Genomic DNA, 23,258 nt, shown 5'->3' on the forward strand with positions numbered 1-23,258 from the left:
GCCGGTGGGCCCGTGGGCCGGTCCCGCCGCTGCCCGCCCGTGGCCGCGGGCGCGGCCGGGGGCGGTCCCGTCCGTGCCGGGGGCGGTCCCGTCCGTGCCGGGGGTGGTCCCGTCCGTGCCGGGCGGTGGTCCTGACCGTGTCCGCCGGTGCGGCCGGCGGACCGCTCCGGCCCGTGTCCGCCAGGACGGCCGGCGGGCCCGTTCCGCCCGCCGGCCGCGCCGCGTGGGGTCAGGTGCCGAGGCGTACCGGCAGCTCGTACAGGTCGTTCTGCGTGACGACCGGCTTGTTGCGCAGTTCGGTGGCCGGGACGGCCAGGTCCAGGTCCGGGAAGCGGGCGTAGAGCGCGGGGAGCGCCACGCCGGCCTCCAGCCGGGACAGGGCGGCGCCCGGGCAGACGTGCGGGCCGTGGCCGAAGGAGATGTGCCGGGCGGCGGTGTCGCGGGTGATGTCGAAGTCGCCGGCGGTCGGGCCGTGCGCCTGCTCGTCGCGGCCGATCGCCGCGTACGACACGATCAGCGCGTCCCCGGCGGGCAGCACCTTGTCCCCGACGGGCACGTCCTCGGTGGCGAACCGGATGAGGACGTGCGAGGTCGGCGTCGACCAGCGCAGCGTCTCCTCGATCACCGCGGACCAGTCGGCCTGCCCGGACAGCACCAGGGCGCGCTGGTCCGGGTGGGTGGAGAGGTTGACCACCGCGTTGACGATGAGCGAGATCGTCGTCTCGTGGCCGGCGGCGACCATCAGCTGGAGCGTGGAGACGATCTCCTCGTCGGTGAGCCGGTCGCCGTTCTCCGACGCCAGGACCAGCGCGGACGTCAGGTCGTCGCCCGGGTTCTCGCGCTTGTGCGCGACCGTCTCGGTCATGATCGCGGCCAGCTCGGTGAGCGTGGCGACGACCTCCTCGGGCGGGGTCTGGGTGGAGAAGAACTTCTCGAACAGCTCCTTCAGGCGCGGCAGCCGTTCCTCCGCCAGGCCCATCAGGTCCGCGATCACGTACATGGGCAGCGGGTACGCGAACAGCGCCTTGAGGTCGACCGTGTCGCCCGGTGCGGCGGCGACCTCGTCGAGCAGGGACGCGGTCAGCTCGGTGATGCGCTCCCGCATGTGCTCCACCCGGCGCGGGGTGAGTGCCTGCGCGACCAGGGTGCGCAGCCTGCGGTGGTCGGCGCCGTCCACGGTGAGCATCGAGCGGGGCGGGTTGGCCAGGCCGATCAGCGGCCAGTCGTGGGCTATCTCGCCGCGCTGCCAGGCGCCCCAGACGTTGATGTCCTTCACCAGCCGGGGGTCGGTCAGCAGCTTCTTTGCCTCGGCGTGGTGGGTGACCGCCCACACGTCCACGCCGCCCGGCAGGGTCACGGCGGCCAGCGGCCCGGCGGCGCGCAGCGCGGCGCTCTCCGCGTCCAGGTCGGAGACGAAGGGGTCGAGGTGGATGCGGTCCGTGCCCGTTTTCGGGTCCGCGGCCGACGCCGGGCCGGGGACGGTCGGGTCGGTTGCGGTCGGTTCCGTGGCGGCCGTCATGCGAGCGTGCCTCCCAGGGCGGGGGTGGGTGTGAAGGTGACCGGAAGTTCGGACAGCCCGCGCAGCCAGGGGGACGGGCGGCGGGAGAGCGAGGCGGCCGGCACCGCGAGGTCGATGTCCGGCAGCCGGTCGAGGACGACCTCGATGCCGGTGCGCGCGATCACCTCGGCGATCTCCTGCGCCGGGAAGGGGCAGCGGTGTTCGCCGTGGCCGAACGAGAAGTGGGCGCCGTTGCCGCCGGTCAGGGCGGAGCCGTCGGTGCGCACCTGCGGGTCGGCGTTGGCGCCCTGGAGGCCGAGCAGCAGCATGTCGCCGGCCCGGATGCGGCGCCCGCCCAGCTGGGTGTCGCGGGACGCCCAGCGCCCGGCCACGTTCTGGGTGGGGGTGTCCTCCCACAGCACCTCGTTCATCGCCTCGGCGATGCTGTTGCGGCCCCCGAACAGCGAGGCGGCGAACCGGCTGTCGGTGAGCATCAGATGGAGCGAGTTGCCGATCCAGTCGGCGGTGGGCTGGTGCCCGGCCGCCATCATCACCATCAGGTCCTGGACGATCTCCTCGTCGGTGAACCCGGACGTGTCGGCGAGCATCCGGGTCACCACGTCGTCGGCGGGCCGCTCCCGGCGCAGCGCCACCAGCTCCGTCATCGAGGTGAACAGGTGGGTCTGCCCGGCGATGGCCCGCTCCCGCCCGTCGATCATGTCGTTGAGGGCGGTGACCAGGGCCGGGCCCTGGTCGTCGGTGAACCCGTAGAGCCGGGTCAGGACCCGCACCGGGAGCAGCATCGCGTACTCGGCGATGATGTCGGCGCGGCCCTCGGGGCAGATGCCGTCGATCAGTTCGTCGGCGAACTTCTCGGCGGAGCGCCGCAGTTCGAACGGGTCCACGGCCTCCAGCGCGGCGGTCATCATCCCGGCCCGCTGCCGGTGCCGTTCGCCGACCGTGTAGAGGATCGACGGCTGCTTGCGGCCGATCATCGGCAGCAGCGGCCAGTCGTCCGGGATGTTGACCCACTGGCTCCACAGGTCGGAGTCGCGGCTGAACAGCACCGGATCGCCGGTGATCTGGTGCAGTTCGCGGTAGCCGAGCACCAGCCAGGCCGGTATGTCCCCGTCGAGCAGGACGGGGACGACGCTGCCGTGGGCGCGCCGCATCTCCCGGTACACCCTGGCCGGGTCGTCCTGGAGCAGGGGCCCGCTCAGGCGGACGGGATCGGGTTGCGCGGCGGAATGGGGGGCGGGGCTCACACCAGCTCCTGACGGGAGTCGCGGGAGGGGGAGGCGTACCGGGCCTGGATGTGCTCCACCAGCGTGATCAGCACGATCTTGCTGGACTCCCGGGACCGTGCGTCGCAGTTGACCAGCGGCACGTGCGGGTCGAGGTCCAGCGCCTCGCGGATCTGCTGCGGGGTGAAGGTGGGGCCGCCGAAGTCGTTGCACGCCACGATGAACGGCGTACCGTGCTTCTCCAGCCGGTCGATGGCGTACCAGGAGTCGTCGATGCGCCGGGTGTCGACGAGGACGACCGCGCCCAGCGTGCCGGAGAACAGCCGGTCCCACAGGAACCAGAAGCGTTCCTGGCCGGGTGCCCCGAACAGGTAGAGCACGTTGCGCGCGTCGAGCGTGATGCGGCCGAAGTCGAAGGCGACGGTGGTCGCGGTCTTGCCTCGCACCCCGCTGATGTCGTCGACGGCCTCGCCCGCCTGGGTCATCGTCTCCTCGGTGTTGAGGGGGCGGATCTCGCTGACCGAGCGGACCATGGTGGTCTTCCCGGCACCGAAGCCGCCCACGACGACGATCTTGAGGCCGTTGGCGGCCGACGAGCCGAGCGGTGTGCGGGCCCCGTCCGTGGGGCGCGGGTCAGAGGTTGCGGAGTCCAACGAGCACCTGCTCCAGGATGTCGGGGTCGGGAACGGCGGTTCTGCGCGGGTGCCGGGCGCTGACCCGGCCGGCCGCGAGCAGGTCGGACAGCAGGATGCGCGTGATGCTCACCGGCAGCTTCAGTACGGCGGCGATCTCCACCACCGCCGTGGGGCGTTCGGTCAGCCGCAGGATCGCCGCGTGCTCGGACTGCATGCCGGGCGCCGGGTCGCACTCGGCGACGACGAGGGTCACCAGGTCGAAGGGGTTGTCGGGGCCGGACCGGCTGCGTCCCTGGGTGAGCGTGTAGAGCCGGTCCGGTGCGTCGTCCCTGCCCGGCCTGCTCATGAGGTCCGGGGCTGGGCGGTCAGGTGCTCGCCGAGCTGTTCCACGAGCTCGCTCATGTTGTGGCCGACGAGTCCGGCGTCCGCGTCCTCCGCGGTGACGACGGCCAGGTGCGCGCCCTCGCCCGCCTCGACGATGAACAGCACACCGCCGTAGAACTCGGTCATCGCCGAGCGCACGCCGCCGCTGCCGTCGCCGAACTCGACGGAGGCGCCGTGGGACAGGGACTGGATGCCGGCGGCGATGGCGGCGAGCTGGTCGGCCTGGTCGGCGGAGAGTTCCGGGGTGCGGCACAGTTTCAGGCCGTCCCGGGACAGCACGAGCGCGTGCCGCGCGCCCGGCGTGCGCTCCAGCAGGCCCTCGATCAGCCAGGTGAGCTTGTCGTCGGCGGTCGTCGTGCCGGTCATGTGGTCGTGTCGCCTTCCGGGATGCGGGGGGTTGCTGCGGGGTCGGAGGTCTCGGGGGATCCGGTGACCTCCTGGGCGCCGGGGGTCTCGGAGACCTCCGGGGTCTCGGTGAACTCGGGGGTGCCTGGGGCTTCCCGGGTGTCCCGGGTGTCCCGGGCGTTCCCGGCGTTCCGGCTGTCCGGCTCCCGGGAGGAAGGGGCCGGGGGCGGTGAGGCGGCCGGGGACGGGGCGTCGACATCGGTGGTGTCGATGGCGGCGTCGGTGTCGGCGGAGGGCGCGGTGGCCGTGGCGGTGGTGGCCGCCGCTTCGGGGGCGGTGACCTGCCGTGCCCGGGGGGACCGGTCCGGGTCCTGGGAGGTCCCGTCCGCGCCCTGGGGCCGGGGGGTCCCGTCCGCGCCCTGGGGCTGGGAGATCCCGTCCGGGCCCGCGGCCGTCTCCTCCGCGACGGTGCGCACGGCCTGGCGGAAGGTGTGGAAGCGGGCCGTGCGGGCCCGGGTCTCCTCGGCGGTCGGCGCGGGGCGCGGAGCGGGGGTGGTGTCCTGCCGGGTGCGCTCGGCCTCCGCGAGGGTGCGGCCCCGGCGGCGGCGCGGCAGCGTGAGCGGTGCGGGCGCGTCGGTGCCCGGGGCGGATCTGGGAGTGCCGACGGCCGGGGAGCCGTGGGACGGCAGCGGCTCCGGGGCCGGCTCGACGGCCCCGGCACGGCCCGCCGCGTAGGAGGACGGGGCGGGGGACTCCGCGGCGCCGGACGGGGCGCGGAGCGCGGGGCGTGCCGTGCCGTTGTGAGCCGTCCGGCCGGGTGCCGTCCCCTCGCGGGCACCGTGACCGGCCTCGGACCGGGCGGCGGTGCCGTGACGGGGCTCGGGCTCGCCGCCGGGTGCCGTCCGGGCCGGGACTGCCGGTTCCGTGGCGGCCGACGGGGTCCGCGCGGTGGTGCCGGAGAAGGGCGCGGCGGCCGGGGCGGAGGACGGCGCCGCGGCCTGCGCGCTGCCGGCGGCCGGGGCGGCGGCCGACTCCGGCGGTACGAGGATGTCCTGCGGGACGAGCATCAGCACGCCCGTGCCGCCGCGGGCCGAGGGACGGTAGGAGACTCGCAGGCCGTACCGCCGGGCCAGCCGGCCCACCACCGCGAGGCCCAGCCGGGTGCCGGTCAGGCCGCCGAGTTCGGCCGACTCGCCGGAGACCGCACGCTCGGCGCGGCGCAGCTGGGACTCGCCCATGACGAGCCCGCTGTCCTCGACGGAGACGATGACGCCCGCCGGGACCTCCTCCACGTAGACGTGGACCTCGGCGGTGGGCGGTGAGAAGTTCGCGGCGTTGTCGAGGAGTTCGGCGAGCGCGTGCATGACGCCCTCGGCGGCGTGCCCGGCGACGGCGGTGTCGCTGGTGGAGTGGACGCGGACCCGCTGGTAGCCGCTGATGCGGCCCATGGCGCCGCGCAGGATCGACTCCATGCCGATGGGCCGGGCCCAGCGGCGGCCGGAGCGGGCGCCGGTCAGAACGGCGACGGAGTCGGCGAGGCGGCCCGCCTGGGCGGTGCGGTGGTCGAGGTGGAGCAGGTCGGCCAGCACCTCCTCGTCCTGGTGCTTCTCCTCCATGGCGCGCAGGTCCGCGAGCATGCCGGTGGCCAGCGCCTGCATCCGGCCGGCGGTGTTCGCGGTGGCCGACACGGCGGCCGCGCGGGCGCTGTTGGCCTCGCGCAGGTCCCGCGTCAGCCGGGTGTTCTCCTCGCGGAGCCGCTCGCACTCCTCGGTCAGGCGGGCCCGCTCGTCGGCCCAGCCGGTCCGCTCCTCGTCCAGGTCACGGGTCAACCGGGCGGTGTGGGCGGTGTGTTCGTCGGTGATGAGCCGCAGCTTCGCGGCGTGCTCATCGGTCAGCCGCTCGATCTCGGCGGTGTGGGCCTCGGTGAGCCGGGTCTTCTCCTCGGCGTGCTGGAGCGACAACTGGGCGCTCTGGGCGGCGTGCTGTTCGCCGAGCCGGTCGCGCTCCGCGGTCAGTGCCTCCGCCAGGTGGGCGCGCTCCTGGTCCAGCTCGGCGGACAACCGGGCGCGCTCGCGGTTGAGTTCACCGGTGAGCCGCTCGTGCTGGCGGCGGGCTTCCTCCGCGACCCGGGCGCGTTCCTGCAGCAGCCGGCCGACGTCCTGGCTGACCGCCTCCACGCGTCCGCGGGCCGCGCGTGCCGTCAGGACGGCGTGCACGGCGACCGTCGCGGCGGCGCACAGCAGCAGGCCGGCGATCGCCGCGGTCCACCCGACGGCGCCCCGGGCCGACTCCGGTCCCAGCAGGACCGCCGCGACGGTCCCGAGCGCGGCAAGAGCCGCGGTCAGCAGGGGGATCGGCAGCAGGGCACGGGGGGTGGGGCGGTCGCCGGGGAGCAGGGGGGAGGTCATCAATCAGGTCCTCGGTCGGGTCCTCGGGCTGGTCCGCGGGTGTGCGTGCCGGGGGTCACCGCGCTCGGCCGTGGCCCGCGTGGCCACCGTTGTCGTTTTGGGGTCGCGTTTCGGACGAGAGCGATGGGGCGCGCGCAACTCGCGGTCACTATATGGGAGTTCGTGATCGCTTTGGGAAGTATCCCTTCCAGTTCTCGGGACGCGGCCGGGAGGCGACGGGATCCGGCCACGGCGTCCGGGACCGTGGCCGGAACGGTGCGGGGTGAGGGGTGCGCGGTGCGCGGGGCACGGGGCACGGTGCACGGTGCGCGTGCGGGGTCCGGTCCCGGACCGTCGACCGGTCGGACGTCCTGCCGGGGCCCCGGAAGGCCTCGACGTGGTGGGCCGGGTGCGGGAAACGAGGGAAACGGGGGCGAGGGAACGGGGAACGGGGGGAACGGGGGAACGGGGGAACGGCAGAGGCTGCGGAGAGCGCGTGGGAGGGGGCGCGGCTCGGGGGTGCGCGGCCGGGCTGCGCCCCCGTCCGCGGCCGAGCGGTGGGGGACGTCACCGGGGTTCGGGGCCGGGCCGCCGGGCCGCGTCGCCCGGGTCTGGGGCCGGGCCCCCGGGCCGGGGCATGCTGAGAGCATGACGGGCACCACAGGCGGGACGGACGGGACGAACGAGCCGCGCGAACCGAACGAGCCGGGCGGGGTCGGCAGGCAGGGCAGGGCCGATGGGCGCCCCGGCGCGCCCGGCGGCCCGGGCGGACGGGATGGCGCCGGGAGGCCGGGCGCCCCCGGCGGCTCCGAGGGCTCCGCCGGGGCCGACGGCCCGGGCGCCTCCGACGGTGGCACCGGCCGGGCAGGCGGGAGGTCCCCCCGGACGGATTCCCCGGCGGCGTCTCCGACGTCCCAAGCGCCGATGTCCCCCCTGCCCAGGACCCCCGCGCCGGCGTCCCCCGCGCCGACGCCCCCAGCCCAGTCCACGCCGTCGGCGCCCCCACCGTCGGTGGCGCGCACCGCCTCGGTGCCGGCGGGCTCCGCGGCCTCCCGCGACCTGCGGGACGCCCTGCGTTCCGTGGTGGCCGGTGAGGTGGACTTCGGTACGACCGCGCGGGCACTGACCACCATGGACGCCTCCAACTACCGGCGCGTGCCGCTGGGCGTGGTCGCACCCCGGGACGCCGACGACGTGGCGGCCGTGCTGGAGGTCTGCCGGGAGCGCGGCGTCCCGGTGGTCGCGCGCGGCGGCGGCACGTCGATCGCGGGGCAGGCGACCGGCACCGGTGTGGTGCTGGACTTCACCCGGCACATGAACCGGCTGCTCGCCCTCGACCCGCGCGCCCGTACCGCCGTCGTCCAGCCCGGACTGGTGCTGGACCGGCTCCAGGAGGCCGCCGCCCCGCAGGGTCTGCGGTTCGGGCCGGATCCCTCCACCCACGGCCGCTGCACGCTCGGCGGCATGATCGGGAACAACTCCTGCGGCTCCCACTCGGTGGCCTGGGGCACCACCGCCGACAACGTCCGCGAGCTGTCGGTCGTGACCGCGCGCGGGGAGCGGCTGGACGCCGGCCGGGACTGGTCCGGCGCCCCGGCGGGCCTGCGACGGCTCGTCGAGGGCGAACTGGCTCGGCTACGCACCGGGTTCCCCGACCTGCCCCGCCGCATCTCCGGCTACGCGCTGGACGCCCTGCTGCCCGAGAACGGTGCCGACGTCGCCCGCTCCCTCTGCGGGTCGGAAGGCACGCTGGCCCTCCTGACCGAGGCGGTGGTGGACCTCGTGCCCGCCCCGCGCGCACGGGCGCTCGCCGTGCTCGGGTACGCCGACGAGAGCGGGGCCGCCGAAGCGGCGGCGGGCCTGCTGCCGTGCGGGCCGCTGACCGTGGAGGGCATGGCGGCCGATCTCGTGCCGGAGGCCGTGGACCTGCCGCGCGGGGGCGCCTGGCTGTTCGTGGAGACCGGCGGCGACACGGCGGCCCAGGCCCGCGCGCGGGCGGAGTCGGTGGTCCGCGCGGCCGACGCCCTGGACGCCGTCGTCGTGACCGACCCGGCGCGGCAGCGCACCCTGTGGCGGATCCGCGAGGACGCCAGCGGCACCGCGACCCGGATGCCGGACGGCACCGAGGCGTGGCCCGGCTGGGAGGACTGCGCGGTGCCGCCCGCCCGGCTGGGCGCGTACCTGCGCGACTTCCGGGGCCTGCTCGCCGCCCACGGTCTGCGCGGCGCCCCCTACGGGCACTTCGGCGACGGCTGCATCCACGTCCGGATCGACTTCGACCTGCTGACGGAGCCGGGCGTGGCCCGCTTCCGCCGCTTCTCCGAGGAACTGGCCGACCTGGTCGTCGCCCACGGCGGTTCGCTGTCCGGGGAGCACGGGGACGGACAGGCGCGGGCCGAACTGCTGCCGCGCATGTACGGCGCGGAGACGGTCGCCCTGTTCGAGCGGGTCAAGGGCGTCTGGGACCCGGACGGCCTGCTCAACCCGGGCATGCTGGTGGACCCGGCGCCCCTGGACGCGGACCTGCGGTTCGCCGTGCTGCCCCGGGAGCCGGTGGACGTGGCCTTCGGCTACCCGGCCGACGGCGGCGACTTCTCGGCCGCGGTCCGCCGCTGCGTGGGCGTCGCCAAGTGCCGTACGACGTCGGCGTCGGGGCCGTCGGTGATGTGCCCGTCGTTCCGGGCGACCGGTGAGGAGGAGCACTCCACGCGCGGACGCGCACGGCTGCTGCACGAGATGCTCGCCGGTGAGCTGGTGACGGACGGCTGGCGCTCGACGGAGGTGCGCGACGCCCTCGACCTGTGCCTGTCCTGCAAGGGCTGCCGTTCCGACTGCCCGGTGGGCGTCGACATGGCCACCTACAAGGCGGAGTTCCTGCACCACCACTACGCCGGCCGTCGCCGTCCCGCCGCCCACTACGCGATGGGGTGGCTGCCGGAGTGGCTCGGCTGGGTGGCGCGGACGCGCTCGGCGGCGCTCGTCAACGCCCTCGCCTCGGTCGGCCCGCTCGCCGGCGCGGCGAAACGGCTGGGCGGGATCGCGGGGGAGCGGCAGATCCCCCGGGTCGCGGACCGGACGTTCACGCGGTGGTGGCGGACGCGGCGGACACCCGGCGTGGGGGCCGGGGGAGCCGCGGTGGCCGAGGGCCCTGGGGCGGACGCCGGCGGGACGGGCGCGGGGACGCTGGTGGTCCTGTGGCCGGACACCTTCACGGAGCACCTGTCGCCCTCGGTGGGCCGGGCCGCCGTCCGGGTGCTGGAGGCGGCGGGCCTGCGGGTGGCCCTGCCCCCGACCCTGCGCCGGGGCCGCCGCCCGGTCGGGGACGCCCGCTCCCGCTCGGCCCTCTCCCTGCTCACGGCCCGCCGCGGCCGGGTCTGCTGCGGACTGACCTACGTCTCCACCGGCCAGCTCGACCGGGCCCGCGCCGTGCTGCGCCGCACGCTGGACCTGCTGGGACCCGTGCTCGCCACCGACGCCCCGCTCGTCGTCCTGGAACCCAGCTGCGCGGCGGCCCTGCGCACCGACGCCCCCGAACTGCTCCACGACGACCCCAGGGCCGCCCGGCTGGCCGGCCGCGTCCGGACCTTCGCGGAGGCGCTGGAGCAGTACGCCCCCGGCTGGGCCCCACCCGCCCTGAACCGCCCCGTCACCGGCCAGACCCACTGCCACCAGCACGCGGTCCTCGGCGACGCCCCGGACCGCCGCCTGCGCCACGCCGCCGGCCTCACCGGTGACCTGTCCGGCGGCTGCTGCGGCCTGGCGGGCAACTTCGGCTTCGAGAAGGGCCACTACGAGGTCTCCACGGCCTGCGCGGAGGAACAGCTGCTGCCGGCCGTCCGGGACGCCCCGGACGGCACGGTGGTCCTGGCCGACGGCTTCTCCTGCCGCACCCAGCTGGAGCAGCTCGCGGGCGTGCGGGGCCGTCACCTCGCGGAGGTGCTGGCCGAGGCGTTGGACGACGCGGTGTCGGACGGCGGGACGTCGCACGGTGGGACGTTGGACGACGGGGCGTGAGCACCGGGGGTGCGGGTGTCCGGACGGCGCTCAGACGAGCCGCCGCAGCCGTCGGCCCCGGCTCTCCGCCACCCGCAGCGCGTCCGCGAGGGCCACAGTCAGGCACTCGGCCAGGTGCCGCAGTTCGCCGGGCAGCGCGTCGGGGATCAGCGCGCGGGCGTGGGCGAGGACGTCGGCGCCCATGCCGAGCTGCACCGCCTCCGTCGTGTCGGCGAGCCGGGAGACCGGCCCGTCGAGACCGTCGTCCGTGATCAGGTAACAGGGCTTGCCGTCCACGCCGGACCAGGGGAGCAGGCGGGGCTCAGATGCGTCCATGGGGGTGTCCCGGTGAGGTGAGGGGGTGGGTGGGGTGGTCGGTCATGTCATCGGTTCCGGTCGAGGTGATCAGCGAGTTGCCACGCCACGGGCAGGGACACCCGTGCGGGACACTAAGGCATTCTAGGCATGCTAGGTATCCCCTGTATCGCGTACTGCGCTAAGTATGCTCATCCTGAATCGGTGATCGAGTTCGCTCCCGACATTCCCCGCTGGCGCCAGGTCGCCGAGGTGGTGCGCGGCCGGATCGCCGACGGCACCTACCCGCCGCGCACGCGCGTGCCCTCCGTGGTGCAGCTCACCGCGGAGTTCGGGATCGCCAACGCCACGGCTCACAAGGTGCTGCGTGCGCTGCGGGAAGAAGGGCTGACGTACACCGAGCCCGGTCTCGGCTCCTTCGTCGCCGAGCCGAAGGGGCCGTCCGCGGCCGGCGGGCCCGCCTCCGGCACCTGACGGCAGTTCCCCGGGCCGGAATCCGGCTCGGCATCCGGCCCGGCCCCGCCTCTACGGCGTCGTCTCGCCCCGGACCAGTGGGTGGCAGACGGGCTGGACCTCCTCGGGGAGGTCGTCCGGGAGGCACCAGCGGGCCTCCAGGATCTCGAACGGGTCCAGGCGCAGCTCGCCGCCGAGCAGCCGGGCCTCGTAGGCCACCTCCATGCGCGTGCGCAGGCCGCTGTTCAGCATGACCAGGGGACCCACCTCGACGTCCAGGCCGGTCTCCTCCTTGACCTCGCGGACCACGGTCTGCCGGAAGTCCTCGCCCTTGCGGGCGAATCCGCTGGGCAGGCCCCACTGCCGTCCCGGCGGCCACATCCGGTGCCGGAGCAGCAGCACCCGCCCCTCGTCGTCGCGCACCACACCGGTCACGCCGACGACGAACTTGGCGTGCAGGAGCCACATGATGCGGCTCTGGAAGGGGCGCAGGAGTCGCCAGACGCGGGTGACAAGTCGTCGCACGGGACCTCGGAGGGGTGGTGACGGGGCGGGGGCGGGTGATCGCCGCTGGGAACCGTACCGGTCCGGTCGGGCCGGCGCGGCCACGGGCCGGGTGCGGCGTGTGGCCCGCAGTCTGGAAGGGGGTTGACCGGGACGGCCCGCGAGCCTCATCGTCAGGTACGTACATGCCTCACGGTCCTGTACCGGGGACATTACCCTGGACCGGGTGATGCATTCCGGTGCACGCCCCCCGCCAGGATTCCCGCCCTCCGCACCGCGTCCCCAGGAAGGTCTCGTGACCACGCCCAGCCCCGCCACCCCGTCCACCCAGGCCGCCGCCCCCGCGACGGGCGGCGGCCCGTCCGCTCCGGACGGCGCGTCGCGCGGGCGGGGTTCGCTGGGGCCGGTGGGCTTGGTCCTCGCCGGCGGGATCTCCGTGCAGTTCGGCGGCGCCCTCGCGGTGACCCTGATGCCGCGGGCGGGCGCGCTCGGGGTGGTGTCGCTGCGGCTGCTGGTGGCCGCCGTCGTGCTGCTCGCGGTGTGCCGGCCTCGGCTGCGCGGGCACTCCCGCACCGACTGGACCACGGTGATCGTCTTCGGCATCGCCATGGCCGCGATGAACGGCCTCTTCTACCAGTCGGTGGCCCGCATCCCGCTCGGCACGGCCGTCACCCTGGAGGTGCTCGGGCCGCTGGCCCTGTCCGTGCTGGCGTCCCGGCGGGCGATCAACTTCCTCTGGGCCGGGCTGGCCCTCGCCGGCGTCTTCCTGCTCGGCGGCGGGGGCTTCGACCACCTCGATCCGCTGGGCGTGGTGTTCGCCCTGGCGGCGGGCGTGATGTGGGCCGCCTACATCGTGTTCAGCGCCCGGACGGGCCGCCGCTTCCCGCAGGCGGACGGACTGGCGCTGGCGATGGGTGTGGCGGCGGTGCTGTTCCTGCCGCTGGGCATCCTGGAGTCGGGCGCCAAGCTGATCGAACCGACGACGTTCGCGCTGGGCGCGGCGGTCGCCGTGCTCTCCTCCGTGCTGCCGTACACCCTGGAACTCCTCGCCCTGCGCAGGCTGCACGCCTCCACGTTCGCCATCCTGATGAGCCTGGAGCCCGCGATCGCGGCCATGGCCGGCTTCCTCGTCCTCAGCCAGGCCCTCAGCCCGACCGAGGCCGCCGCCATCGCCCTGGTCATCGCGGCGAGCATGGGCGCGGTCCGCACCCAGGTGGGCCCGCGGCGCCGGAGCAGGGTGCGGGTGGATTCCGCCAAGGACTGACAGCCGCCCGCCCCGTCGGATCACGGGGCTCGTCGGATCACGGATGCCAAAAGCGCCCCGGACGCCCGGACCCCACGACGATTTCCCGGTCGGGTTCACCGGAAACCGGCCCCGAGGGAGGTGCCTTGCCCGCCCCGTGACCGCTATCCGTATTCCGCTTGATGCGGTGCCCGAAGTACCTGTGGCGGGAGTACAGCGGAAAGGGACACCGTGCCGCCCATTTTCCTCCCCTCCGCGTCCTCGGAACGTTCTCCGCGCGCGTCCCTTTGCGATTCACTGCCGCAGCAGGAGCACCGTTTGCCAGACCAGCGCGGCGTGCACGAGGAGGCACGTGCCCCATGCACCGCGCCGTCGCGATCCATGACGGAAGGCGGTTGCCCACCCGGCAGCCAGGAGCAGGACGGCCAGGGCGATGAGGCACCATCCCAGGACCGGCCAGGGTCCCGCGGAAGGATCCGCGAACATCCTGAGCACCGTCAGCGGTATCAGCACCAGCAGCGGCAGGGCCCACGTGCCTTCGGATGCGGCGTGAGGCGACTGGGTCTCGGTCATCCGGAAAACTCCCCCGGGCGGGGCTCGCCGTGGTCGGGGAGGGATACGGCGGAGCCCGGCGTCTCGATATCGGTCACGGAACGCGCGTGCACGCTACCCGCGCGTCGGACACTTCACCATCGAGGTGTTCGGTCGAGAGGCGATAATTTCCGTGCGACGGCCGGGGGAATTCGGGACAGTGATGCCGTCAAGCGCTTTCTCCGCCCGCCGAATTTCGGCGTGAACGCGACCTTCTCGACGTTCGCCCGTCGCTTCGGCGAGGGCGGCGTCGCCGGTCGGACCAGCCGATCCGGTGAGCGAGGTCGTTCAGTGGCCGGACGGCGATGACGAGGAAGACGAGGAAGAGGCACGACCGAAGAGTCGTGCGGGGGCGGCGGCGCGGACTGCCGTCGACCCGGTCTGCGAGACCTGATGGGGAAGCCGGTGAACCGTGCCGGCCCCCGCGCCGGCGGTGGCCTGCGCGGCAAGTCGTTCCCCACCACCGGCACAGGGCGGAAGGAACGGACTGTTGATGGCGGCGCAGACTCCGACGGAACTCGCTCTGGCGCGCTCGTTCACCAGCCGCGGTACGCGGTTCGACGTCGCCGACCTGCGCATCGACCACCACCAGGACCGCAGTGCGACCTTGACGTACCGACTGGCCGTCGCGCGTGAAGGTCGCCAGGAGGAGGAGCACTGGGAGGTCACGCTGCCGTGGGACGACAAGTCCTTCGTCGACGTGCTCACTTCGCCCGCGCCCGAACCCGACCGGCTCGCCATGTTCGTGTCCTTGGTCCGCGGCCTGTTGGAGGAGTGGTGGGAAACCAAGGGCTATGAGCGGGAGGCGGCGAAGAAGGGGCGCCGGTTGCCGTGAACTGTGGTGGGTGGCGCCGTCCGGACAGAACCGGCTCGGACGACTCCTGGCCCTGGCCTGCGGGCACGTACCGCGCCCCCTTCTTCGGCACGGATCGGAGTGCCTGGCCGCATGAGTGGTCGCTCCTCTGAATCGGAGCCCGAGAGGGCGATGCAGTTGAGGACCGTGAGGTTCCATTGATCCTTTTCACAGGGAATTGATCATTCCGCCCCTTCGGCGCGTGTAAGGATCTTCAGCGCGTGTCGTCCCTGACCAGGACGACGCTTCCTGAAACGTCCCACAAGGGGGAAGAAATGCTTCGGTTCATGACGGGGCGCCGTACGACGATGTGCGGCGTCGCTCTCCTCACCGGCGCCGCATTGCTTGCTGCGGGCTCACCCGTAGCCATGGCTGATGACGCGACACGGCCGTTGAACGCTGCGGCGACAGTCGAGGCGGTCACCGGTACGGCCGACATCGCGGACAGCACCGCTGCTCGGGACACCCCGGCCATCGCGCTGACGAGGGTCGAAGGCCAGGAAGTGAGGATCACGGCCCCGACGGTCGCGTCAGATGCCGTGACCGCTGCAGTGGGGGACACCCGTTTGACCGTGGCGTTGAACGGCGGTACTGCCGCTCGTGGTACGAAGGCCGGCAGCGGCACGGTCGTATACCCGGACGCGGCCCCGTCCACGGACCTGGCGGTGCAGCCGACCAAGGATGCCGGTGTTCGCGTGCTGGTCACTCTCAAGGACTCCGCAGCGGCCACCGAGCAGCGGTTCCCGCTGGGACTTCCCGCGGGTGCCACCCTCCTGGCCGATGGATCCGGTGGTTACGTCATCAATCAGGGCACCGGCGACGAAGCCAAGATCATTGGCTCCATCGACGCTCCGTGGGCCAAGGACGCCGAGGGGCGTCCGCTGACCACGCGATACCGGCTCGAGGGGAGCACTCTCGTTCAGACGATCGAGACATCTCCTGATACGGCGTTTCCCGTTGTCGCCGACCCGAAGGTCAGCCTGGGTTGGTACATCTACCTGCGGTTCAGCAAGAGCGAGGTGAAGGATCTGGCCAAGGCCACCATGCCGACGTTCGCGGTCATCGCGGCCGCCATGGCCTGCGGCAAGATACCCAATCCCGCGGCGTCGGCCGGTTGTGCGGCGGCCACCGGTCTTCAGGCCGCCTCCCTGTGGGGGCAGGCCAAGGACGCGGCCAAGGCCAAGCAGTGCGTGGAATGGAAGCTGACCTACGTCGGGGTCATCAAGGGCTGGAAGCGCTACAAGTGCTGACCACCTGCAGGTGGTCAGCCGTCGGACGGCGACAGTCCGTCCATGTCCCCCATCAGCACGGGAAGGAAGGGCTGCAATGTCCGGGTACGGAGCCGTAGGCCGGGATCTCGCGGTGGTCGCCGTCGTCTACCTGGCAGTGGTCCTGACGGTCGGAGCCGTACGGGACTGGGCCGTCGCGGGGTGGCTCATGGTGGGTCTGCCCGCACTGGTGGCCGGGCGAATCGCGTTCCACCATCGAGGGCGACAAGGGGATCGGCGTCCCTGACAGGGGCACAGGCCCGTCGGCCCCGGGCTGCCGGACCGTTGACGTAGGTGCGCAGGGGGTGAGTGTCGGCCACAGCGCCGCCGGACCGCGCTCACCCGGCAGGAGATGCCCTCGGCGATGCTGCCGAGGGTCTTCCCGCGGCCGACAGGGCGCACGCCCGCCGAGCCCCCAGGTGCCCGTCCTGTCACCACGGTGCCCCGCCCCCTCGGCGCTGCCCGCCCCGACTCGTGGCGATGTTGAGCGCTTAGGCTGCTGATCGACTCATCGGGACAACGGGGAGGGAACCGATGACGGATACGGCCGAGGTGTTCCAGCCGCTGCAGGACGACGATCCGCGCACCGTGGGGGAGTACCGGCTCGCGGCACGGCTGGGTGCGGGCGGGATGGGGCGGGTGTACCTCGCGCACACGCACGGCGGCCGGCCGGTGGCGGTCAAGGTCGTGCGGTCGGAACTGGCCGACGACCCCACCTTCCGGCGGCGCTTCGCCCGGGAGGTCGGGGCGGCGCGGACGGTGAAGGGTGCCTACACCGCCGAACTGATCGACGCCGACCCGGAGGCCGTACCGCCCTGGCTGGCCACGCTGTACGTGCCGGGCCCCTCCCTCACGGAGGCCGTCGCCCGGCGCGGGCCGCTGCCCGAGACGGCGGTGCTGTGGCTGACGGCGGGCATCGCCGAGGCGTTGCAGGCCATCCACGGGGCCGGCATCGTGCACCGGGACCTCAAGCCGTCCAACGTCCTGCTGGCCTCCGACGGGCCGCGGGTCATCGACTTCGGCATCGCCCGCGCCGTCGACGCGACCGCCCACACCGCCACCGGTGCCACCATCGGCACGCCCCACTTCATGGCCCCCGAGCAGGCGTCCGGCGGCGAGGTGTCGGCCGCCACGGACGTCTTCGCGCTCGCCCAGACGGCCGCCTTCGCGGCGCTCGGCCGCCCGCTGTACGGCGACGGGCCGGGGGTGAGCGTGCTGTACCGCATCGTGCACTCCGCCCCCGACCTGTCCGAACTGCCCGACCGGCTGCGCGGGTTGCTCGCCCGGTGCCTGGTCGAGACCCCGGAGGACAGACCCACCCCGGCGGAGGTCGTCGCGTTCTGCCGCGAGGCGCTGGGACGGGACGCCGATGCGGGGGCCGGGGCGGACGTCTGGCAGGAGATCGCCGGACCGCAGGTGACGGTGCCGCCGCCGGCCGCGCACCCGGGACCGGACGTGGCGCCGACCGCGGTGCACACGGTGCCGGCGGGGCCCGCGGGAGCCGTGGCCGGTGCGGCCCCGTTCCCGCCCGCCGGCCCGTACGGGCATCCCTACGGACACCCCTACGGGGCCCCGTACGGGCCCTTCGCCGCGCCCCGGCCGCCGTCCACCCCGGAGGACCGACGGAGCCGACGGCGGCGCCTGGGGCTGTACGGAGCGGCCGGAGTCGCCGCCGTCGGGCTGGTGATCGCGGCGGCCTGGACGGTCCTGGACGCGGTGGGCGACCTGGGCCGGGGAGGCGGCGAACGCGGCCGGGACACGGCCGCCTCCGCTTCCGGCACACCCGGACCGGACGCGAACCGGCCGGCGGGGTCCGGTGGCGCGGGGGAGGGCGAGGGCGCGGGGGAGGGCACGGACGCTGACGCGGACAAGTCCGGGACCGGGGCCGGGGCGGGGTCCGGGGCGGACGCGGACGCGTCGGCCGGGCGGGGCACCGGGGCCGGAGCGACGGACGCGGACGGGAAGCCGCGGGCGCACGGCTACAGCGGCTTGACTCTGACTGCCGAGAACTCCCTGCGCACCGGCAACGGCAAGGTCTACGACACCCGCAAGGAGGACATCCGGTTCGGCTGCTCCATGACCGGCTGCGAACTGGACAGCGACACCGTGACGTTCGTCCAGGTGTTCGGCGACCCGGGCGACGGCACCTACGACACGTGCAACATGCTGACCGCGAGGCAGAAGCCCGGTGCCCACCCGCTGGCCGCCTCCGCGGTCGGCACCGAGATCTGCTTCCGGGACGGCGACGGGGACGTGGGACTCCTCGTCGTCCAGGTCAAGTCGACCGCCCTGCCGGACCTGGCCTTCCTCAGGGTGGACATGACGGTCTGGCGGAAGGACTGAGGGGGTATGGCGCCGCTCAGTGGCTCCGGGCGAGGGCGGGGACCTGGGGCTCGATCCGTGTGACTGCGGGAGCGTGCGGTGCCGGGACGCGACTAGAGTCGCTCCGGGTCTCATTTCAACTGGGTTCGGCGCATGCCCGGGGAGTCCGGGGCATGACCGGCCCCTCCGCCGCAGGCACGAAGGGAACGGCGACATGAGCGTGCAGCACAGCGAGACAGGGGTGACGGGCCGCTGATCCCCCGACCGGAGCGCACACCCGGGGCGCTGCGTGCCGCCTGCGCGGTCGTCGCCCCGGGACTTCTGCCGCTCTACGACCGGGCGAAGGACCAGGCTCTGGCCGAGGCCGTGGAGCACGGTTCGCTCAAGCCGGTGCACGCCTACCTCAGTCACTGGGCAGCTCTGATCGAGATCGAACGCCACCCTGCCGTGGCCAGGGCGTATCACCGGGCCGAGTACCTTGCGCGCATCGCCACCGCGCCGGACGAGGCACGAGAGCACCTGGCCCTGGCCGGCTCTCTCTACCGGGAGGCATCCCAGGCGGTGCGCGCCCGGTGAGTTGGTGCTGGGAGTCCGTGCCAGACGAGGAGACGGTGGCGGCGGGCGCACCCGCAGGCTTCCTCGCCGAGGTGGAGAAGAAGGCGGCGGAGCTGGTCAGGGCGGCTGAGGCTCTCCATGTGCACGGTCCCGCGCACGAGGAAGCGGACGAGGGGGCGAAGCACGCGTTCGTCGCCGGAGGCTTCTTCGTGTACATGGTGACACCACGGTCGGAGCTCGTCACCGTGTGGCAGGTCACGCCGGATCCCCTTGCCTGAGCGCTGACTGTCCGGGGCGCCGCCACGACACGGCCCCCGACGCCCCGGCGCCCTCCTGCCGAAGTCGACGGCCGGCAAGGCAGCGGCCAACCAAAAAAGCATGCACGCATGCTTGATAATTGCCCATCCCCCTGCCATGCTCGCCGCGTCCGCACCGCGTCCCGAGCACCGCATGCGCTGCACACCGCAGGCGATACGCACCGCACGCCCGACGCACACCGCGACCGCAACAGCGCGCCGCGACCCGCGTCACGCACCGCGGACCACGCACCGCACGCCGCCGTGTCCGTGCCCCGAGGGGAGCGCCTCGTGTCCGATCCGACGCCTGTGATCGACGATCTGCGGGAGGAGAGCGAGGAGCTGGACCGGCTCGTGGCCGGTCTCGGTCCCGAGCGGTGGGCGCTGGCGACTCCCGCCCCCGGCTGGACCGTCGCCCACCAGATCGCCCACCTCGCCTGGACCGACCACTCGGCGCTGGTCGCCGCCACGGACGCGGACGGATTCCAGAAGCTGGTCGAGGCCGCCCTGGCCGCCCCGCACACCTTCGTGGACGAGGGCGCCGAGGAAGGCGCCCGGGTGCCGCCGGACGTGCTGCTGGAGCGGTGGCGGGCGGGGCGGGACGCGCTGGACGCTGCGCTGCGGCCGTGCCGTCCGGGGAGCGGCTGCCCTGGTACGGGCCGCCGATGTCCGCCGCCTCGATGGCCACCGCCCGCCTGATGGAGACCTGGGCGCACGGCCTGGACGTGGCGGACGCGCTGGGCGTGGAGCGTGCTCCCACCGCGCGGCTGCGGCACATCACCCGACTCGGCGTCCGCACCCGGGACTTCGCCCACGGGGTGCACGGGCTGACGCCGCCCGCCGACTCGTTCCGCGTCGAGCTCACGGCACCGGACGGTGAGTTGTGGGCCTACGGTCCCGAGGACGCGCCCCAGCGGGTCACCGGCCCCGCACTCGACTTCTGCCTGCTGGTCACCCAGCGCGCCCACCGCGCCGACCTCGCCCTGAGAGCCGACGGACCGGACGCCGACCGCTGGCTGGACATCGCGCAGGCGTTCGCCGGGCCGCCCGGCGGCGGGCGGGCGCGGAAGGGGGACGCGCGGTGACGGCCGCGCCCCTGCGCATCGGCAACTTCTCCGGCTTCTACGGCGACCGCGCCGACGCCCTGCGCGAGATGCTGACCGGCGGGGAACTGGACGTGCTCACCGGTGACTACCTCGCCGAGCTGACCATGCTCATCCTGGCCCGCGACCGGCTGAAGGATCCCGGGGCCGGCTACGCCCGCACGTTCCTGCGGCAGTTGGAGGACACCCTCGGGCTCGCCCACGAGCGGGGCGTGCGGATCGTCACCAACGCGGGCGGGCTCAACCCGGCCGGGCTCGCCGACGCCGTGCGGGCCCTGGCCGACCGGCTCGGCATCCCCGTACGGGTCGCCCACGTCGAGGGCGACGACCTCACCGCCCGGCACCCCGGCAGCCTCGCCGCGCACGCCTACCTCGGGGGGTTCGGCATCGCCGCGTGCCTCCGCGCGGGCGCCGACCTCGTCGTCACCGGGCGGGTCACCGACGCCGCCCTGGTCACCGGGCCCGCCGCCGCGCACTTCGGCTGGGCGCCGACCGACCACGACAGGCTGGCGGGAGCCGTCGTCGCCGGACACGTGCTGGAATGCGGGACCCAGGCCACCGGAGGCAACTACGCCTTCTTCGGCGAGTGTCCGGACGGCGTCGCCCTGCACCACCCCGGCTTCCCGGTCGCCGAGATCCACGCCGACGGCAGCAGCGTCGTCACCAAGCACCCCGGCACCGGCGGCTTCGTCGACGTGGGCACGGTGACGGCGCAACTGCTCTACGAGACGGCCGGCGCCCGGTACGCGGGGCCGGACACCACCGCCCGCCTGGACACCGTGCGGCTGACCCGGGAGGGTCCGGACCGGGTGCGGATCGACGGCGTGCGCGGCGAGCCCCCGCCCCCCGTCCTGAAGGTCGGACTCAACCGGCTCGGCGGGTTCCGCAACGAGGTGGTGTTCGTGCTCACCGGGCTCGACATCGAGGCCAAGGCTGGCCTCGTGAAGGAGCAGATGGACCGGGCGCTCGCCAAGTCCCCGCCCGCTGAGGCCCGGTGGGAGCTGGTCCGCACCGACCGGCCCGACGCCCCGGTCCAGGAGGCGGCGAGCGCGCTGCTGCGGCTCGTCGTCCGGGACCCCTCCCCGGAGGCGGTCGGGAGGGCGTTCAGCGGGGCCGCCGTCGAGCTGGCCCTGGCCAGCTACCCGGGCTTCCACGTCCTGGCACCGCCCGGGAAGGGCGCCCCCTACGGGGTGTTCCAGGGGGTGTACGTCCCGCAGGAGGACGTCCCGCACGTGGCCGTCCTGCCCGACGGGCGCCGCGTCCCGGTGGCCCCGCCCCGGGAGACGGCCGCCCTCGACGACGTGCCGGAGCCCGCGCTCCCCGAGCCGCTGCCGGCGGGCCCGACGGTCCGGGCGCCGCTGGGCCGCGTCGCCGGGGCCCGCAGCGGGGACAAGGGCGGGGACGCCAACGTCGGCGTCTGGGTGCGCTCCGACGACGCCTGGCGGTGGCTCGCCCACGAACTGACCGTCGAGCGGTTCCGCGAGCTGATCCCCGAGGCCCGCGACCTCCCCGTCGCCCGGCATGTGCTGCCCCGCCTGCGCGCCCTGAACTTCGTCGTCGCCGGGATCCTCGGCGAGGGCGTCGCCGCGCAGGCCCGTTTCGACCCCCAGGCCAAGGCGCTCGGCGAATGGCTGCGCTCCCGCCACGTCGACCTACCGGAGGTGCTGCTGTGACGGTCCTCGGCTCGGCCCTGGACACCGGAGACCCGGAGTACCGGGCGAACCGCGAGGCCATGCTCGCCAAGCTGGCCGAGCTCGACACCGAACACGCCAAGGCCCTCGCGGGCGGCGGCGAGAAGTACGTCGAACGGCACCGCGGGCGCGGCAAACTCCTCGCCCGCGAGCGCGTCGAACTGCTCCTCGACCCCGACACGCCGTTCCTGGAGCTGTCCCCGCTGGCGGCCTGGGGCAGCGACTACACCGTCGGCGCCTCCCTGGTCACCGGGATCGGGGTCGTCGAGGGCGTGGAGTGCCTGATCACCGCCAACGACCCGACCGTGCGCGGCGGGGCCAGCAACCCCTGGTCGCTGAAGAAGGCCCTGCGCGCCCACGAGGTCGCCTTCGCCAACCGGCTGCCCGTGATCAGCCTGGTCGAGTCCGGCGGCGCCGACCTGCCCTCGCAGAAGGAGATCTTCATCCCCGGCGGCGCGATCTTCCGGGACCTCACCCGGCTGTCCGCCGCCGGCATCCCCACCGTCGCCGTCGTCTTCGGCAACTCCACCGCCGGGGGCGCGTACGTGCCCGGCATGTCCGACCACGTCATCATGGTCGAGGAGCGGGCGAAGGTGTTCCTCGGCGGGCCGCCGCTGGTGAAGATGGCCACCGGGGAGGAGAGCGACGACGAGTCGCTCGGCGGCGCCGAGATGCACGCCCGTGTCTCCGGCCTCGCCGACCACTTCGCCGTCGACGAACCCGACGCGCTGCGGCGGGCCCGCCGGGTGGTGGCCCGCCTCAACCACCGCAAGGCGTACCCGGATCCGGGCCCCGCCGAGCCGCCGAAGTACGACCCGGAGGAGCTGCTGGGCATCGTCCCCGGCGACCTGAAGATCCCCTTCGACCCGCGCGAGGTGATCGCCCGCATCGTGGACGGATCCGACTTCGACGAGTTCAAGCCGCTGTACGGGACCAGCCTGACCACCGGCTGGGCCGCCCTGCACGGTTATCCGGTGGGCATCCTCGCCAACGCGCAGGGCGTGCTGTTCAGCGAGGAGTCGCAGAAGGCGGCCCAGTTCATCCAGCTCGCCAACCAGCGCGACATCCCGCTGCTGTTCCTGCACAACACCACCGGCTACATGGTCGGCAGTCGGTACGAGCAGGGCGGCATCATCAAGCACGGCGCCATGATGATCAACGCGGTCTCCAACTCCCGCGTCCCGCACCTGTCCGTACTGATGGGCGCCTCCTACGGTGCCGGGCACTACGGCATGTGCGGGCGGGCGTACGACCCGCGCTTCCTGTTCGCCTGGCCGAGCGCCAAGTCCGCCGTCATGGGCCCGCAGCAGCTCGCGGGCGTGCTGTCCATCGTCGCCCGGCAGTCGGCGGCGGCGAAGGGACGGCCCTACGACGACGAGGCGGACGCCGCGCTGCGGGCCATGGTGGAGCAGCAGATCGAGTCCGAGTCCCTGCCGATGTTCCTGTCCGGGCGGCTGTACGACGACGGGGTCATCGACCCGCGCGACACCCGGACCGTCCTCGGCCTGTGCCTGTCGGCCGTCCACACCGCCCCCTTCGAGGGCGTGCGGGGCGGCTTCGGCGTCTTCCGGATGTGAG

The 23,258-nt window shown here is 74.1% G+C and carries 19 protein-coding genes and 1 pseudogene; 11 read left to right on the forward strand and 9 right to left on the reverse strand.

The features are described from left to right. Nucleotides 1-229: 229 nt before the first annotated feature. Genes ACSU53_RS17470 through ACSU53_RS17495 form a run of 6 tightly spaced genes read right to left on the reverse strand, consistent with a single transcriptional unit; the run spans nucleotide 230 to nucleotide 6,514 of the window. Entirely contained in the window at nucleotides 230-1,519 is a 1,290-nt protein-coding gene (locus ACSU53_RS17470) for a cytochrome P450 family protein (RefSeq protein ID WP_437028818.1), read from the reverse strand. Beyond that, on the reverse strand, nucleotides 1,516-2,763 hold the full coding sequence (locus ACSU53_RS17475) for a cytochrome P450 (RefSeq protein WP_437028820.1): 1,248 nt from the start codon (nucleotides 2,761-2,763) through the stop codon (nucleotides 1,516-1,518). Before ACSU53_RS17475 ends, ACSU53_RS17470 begins: the two co-directional genes overlap by 4 nt. Next, nucleotides 2,760-3,395, reverse strand: coding sequence for a GTP-binding protein (locus tag ACSU53_RS17480; RefSeq protein WP_437028821.1), 636 nt, complete (start codon nucleotides 3,393-3,395; stop codon nucleotides 2,760-2,762). Before ACSU53_RS17480 ends, ACSU53_RS17475 begins: the two co-directional genes overlap by 4 nt. Continuing rightward, nucleotides 3,376-3,723: a DUF742 domain-containing protein gene (locus tag ACSU53_RS17485; protein ID WP_437028823.1), complete on the reverse strand. Its 348-nt coding sequence runs from the start codon at nucleotides 3,721-3,723 to the stop codon at nucleotides 3,376-3,378. Before ACSU53_RS17485 ends, ACSU53_RS17480 begins: the two co-directional genes overlap by 20 nt. After that, a complete protein-coding gene (locus ACSU53_RS17490) occupies nucleotides 3,720-4,127 on the reverse strand; it encodes a roadblock/LC7 domain-containing protein (RefSeq protein WP_362099717.1) in 408 nt (135 codons plus the stop codon). The genes ACSU53_RS17485 and ACSU53_RS17490 overlap by 4 nt, the downstream gene beginning before the upstream one ends. Continuing rightward, nucleotides 4,124-6,514: an ATP-binding protein gene (locus ACSU53_RS17495; protein WP_437028825.1), complete on the reverse strand. Its 2,391-nt coding sequence runs from the start codon at nucleotides 6,512-6,514 to the stop codon at nucleotides 4,124-4,126. The genes ACSU53_RS17490 and ACSU53_RS17495 overlap by 4 nt, the downstream gene beginning before the upstream one ends. Before the next feature lie 990 nt (nucleotides 6,515-7,504). On the opposite strand from ACSU53_RS17495, the gene ACSU53_RS17500 reads away from it, so the two are divergent. Then, nucleotides 7,505-10,507: an FAD-binding and (Fe-S)-binding domain-containing protein gene (locus tag ACSU53_RS17500; RefSeq protein ID WP_437028827.1), complete on the forward strand. Its 3,003-nt coding sequence runs from the start codon at nucleotides 7,505-7,507 to the stop codon at nucleotides 10,505-10,507. 30 nt (nucleotides 10,508-10,537) lie between these two features. On the opposite strand, the gene ACSU53_RS17505 is transcribed toward ACSU53_RS17500, so the two are convergent. Beyond that, a complete protein-coding gene (locus ACSU53_RS17505) occupies nucleotides 10,538-10,822 on the reverse strand; it encodes a hypothetical protein (RefSeq protein WP_437028829.1) in 285 nt (94 codons plus the stop codon). 183 nt (nucleotides 10,823-11,005) lie between these two features. Here ACSU53_RS17505 and ACSU53_RS17510 point away from each other — a divergent pair, with 183 nt between their 5' ends. Further along, entirely contained in the window at nucleotides 11,006-11,275 is a 270-nt protein-coding gene (locus ACSU53_RS17510) for a GntR family transcriptional regulator (protein ID WP_437028831.1), read from the forward strand. Between the two features lie 51 nt (nucleotides 11,276-11,326). Here ACSU53_RS17510 and ACSU53_RS17515 read toward each other — a convergent pair whose 3' ends face one another. Further along, on the reverse strand, nucleotides 11,327-11,779 hold the full coding sequence (locus ACSU53_RS17515) for an NUDIX hydrolase (RefSeq protein ID WP_362099703.1): 453 nt from the start codon (nucleotides 11,777-11,779) through the stop codon (nucleotides 11,327-11,329). A 274-nt stretch (nucleotides 11,780-12,053) separates the two neighbouring features. Here ACSU53_RS17515 and ACSU53_RS17520 point away from each other — a divergent pair, with 274 nt between their 5' ends. Then, entirely contained in the window at nucleotides 12,054-13,022 is a 969-nt protein-coding gene (locus tag ACSU53_RS17520) for an EamA family transporter (RefSeq protein WP_437028833.1), read from the forward strand. A gap of 273 nt (nucleotides 13,023-13,295) precedes the next feature. Here the strand turns inward: ACSU53_RS17520 and ACSU53_RS17525 are convergent, their stop codons facing one another. Further along, nucleotides 13,296-13,574 carry a hypothetical protein gene (locus ACSU53_RS17525; RefSeq protein ID WP_437028835.1) on the reverse strand — a complete coding sequence of 93 codons (279 nt, stop codon included), beginning with the start codon at nucleotides 13,572-13,574 and terminating at the stop codon, nucleotides 13,296-13,298. 511 nt (nucleotides 13,575-14,085) lie between these two features. On the opposite strand from ACSU53_RS17525, the gene ACSU53_RS17530 reads away from it, so the two are divergent. From ACSU53_RS17530 to ACSU53_RS17565, 8 genes and pseudogenes are all read left to right on the forward strand, one after another. After that, entirely contained in the window at nucleotides 14,086-14,427 is a 342-nt protein-coding gene (locus ACSU53_RS17530) for a hypothetical protein (RefSeq protein ID WP_437028837.1), read from the forward strand. Between the two features lie 239 nt (nucleotides 14,428-14,666). Next, a complete protein-coding gene (locus ACSU53_RS17535) occupies nucleotides 14,667-15,695 on the forward strand; it encodes a hypothetical protein (RefSeq protein ID WP_437028838.1) in 1,029 nt (342 codons plus the stop codon). A gap of 552 nt (nucleotides 15,696-16,247) precedes the next feature. Next, entirely contained in the window at nucleotides 16,248-18,056 is a 1,809-nt protein-coding gene (locus ACSU53_RS17540) for a serine/threonine-protein kinase (RefSeq protein ID WP_437028840.1), read from the forward strand. A 264-nt stretch (nucleotides 18,057-18,320) separates the two neighbouring features. Beyond that, a complete protein-coding gene (locus ACSU53_RS17545; protein ID WP_437033246.1) occupies nucleotides 18,321-18,611 on the forward strand; it encodes a hypothetical protein in 291 nt (96 codons plus the stop codon). Nucleotides 18,612-18,628: 17 nt separating this feature from the next. Continuing rightward, nucleotides 18,629-18,868, forward strand: coding sequence for a hypothetical protein (locus tag ACSU53_RS17550; RefSeq protein ID WP_437028842.1), 240 nt, complete (start codon nucleotides 18,629-18,631; stop codon nucleotides 18,866-18,868). A 108-nt stretch (nucleotides 18,869-18,976) separates the two neighbouring features. Continuing rightward, nucleotides 18,977-19,971 (forward strand): annotated as a pseudogene (locus ACSU53_RS17555) (TIGR03084 family metal-binding protein). Then, nucleotides 19,968-21,662, forward strand: a complete 1,695-nt coding sequence (locus tag ACSU53_RS17560; protein WP_437028844.1) for an acyclic terpene utilization AtuA family protein — start codon at nucleotides 19,968-19,970, stop codon at nucleotides 21,660-21,662. The pseudogene ACSU53_RS17555 and the gene ACSU53_RS17560 overlap by 4 nt, the downstream one beginning before the upstream one ends. Beyond that, entirely contained in the window at nucleotides 21,659-23,257 is a 1,599-nt protein-coding gene (locus tag ACSU53_RS17565; RefSeq protein ID WP_437028846.1) for an acyl-CoA carboxylase subunit beta, read from the forward strand. The genes ACSU53_RS17560 and ACSU53_RS17565 overlap by 4 nt, the downstream gene beginning before the upstream one ends. The last annotated feature ends 1 nt before the right edge of the window (nucleotide 23,258 follow it).

The organism is Streptomyces sp. enrichment culture (assembly GCF_964273255.1).
Taxonomy (GTDB): Bacteria; Actinomycetota; Actinomycetes; order Streptomycetales; family Streptomycetaceae; genus Streptomyces.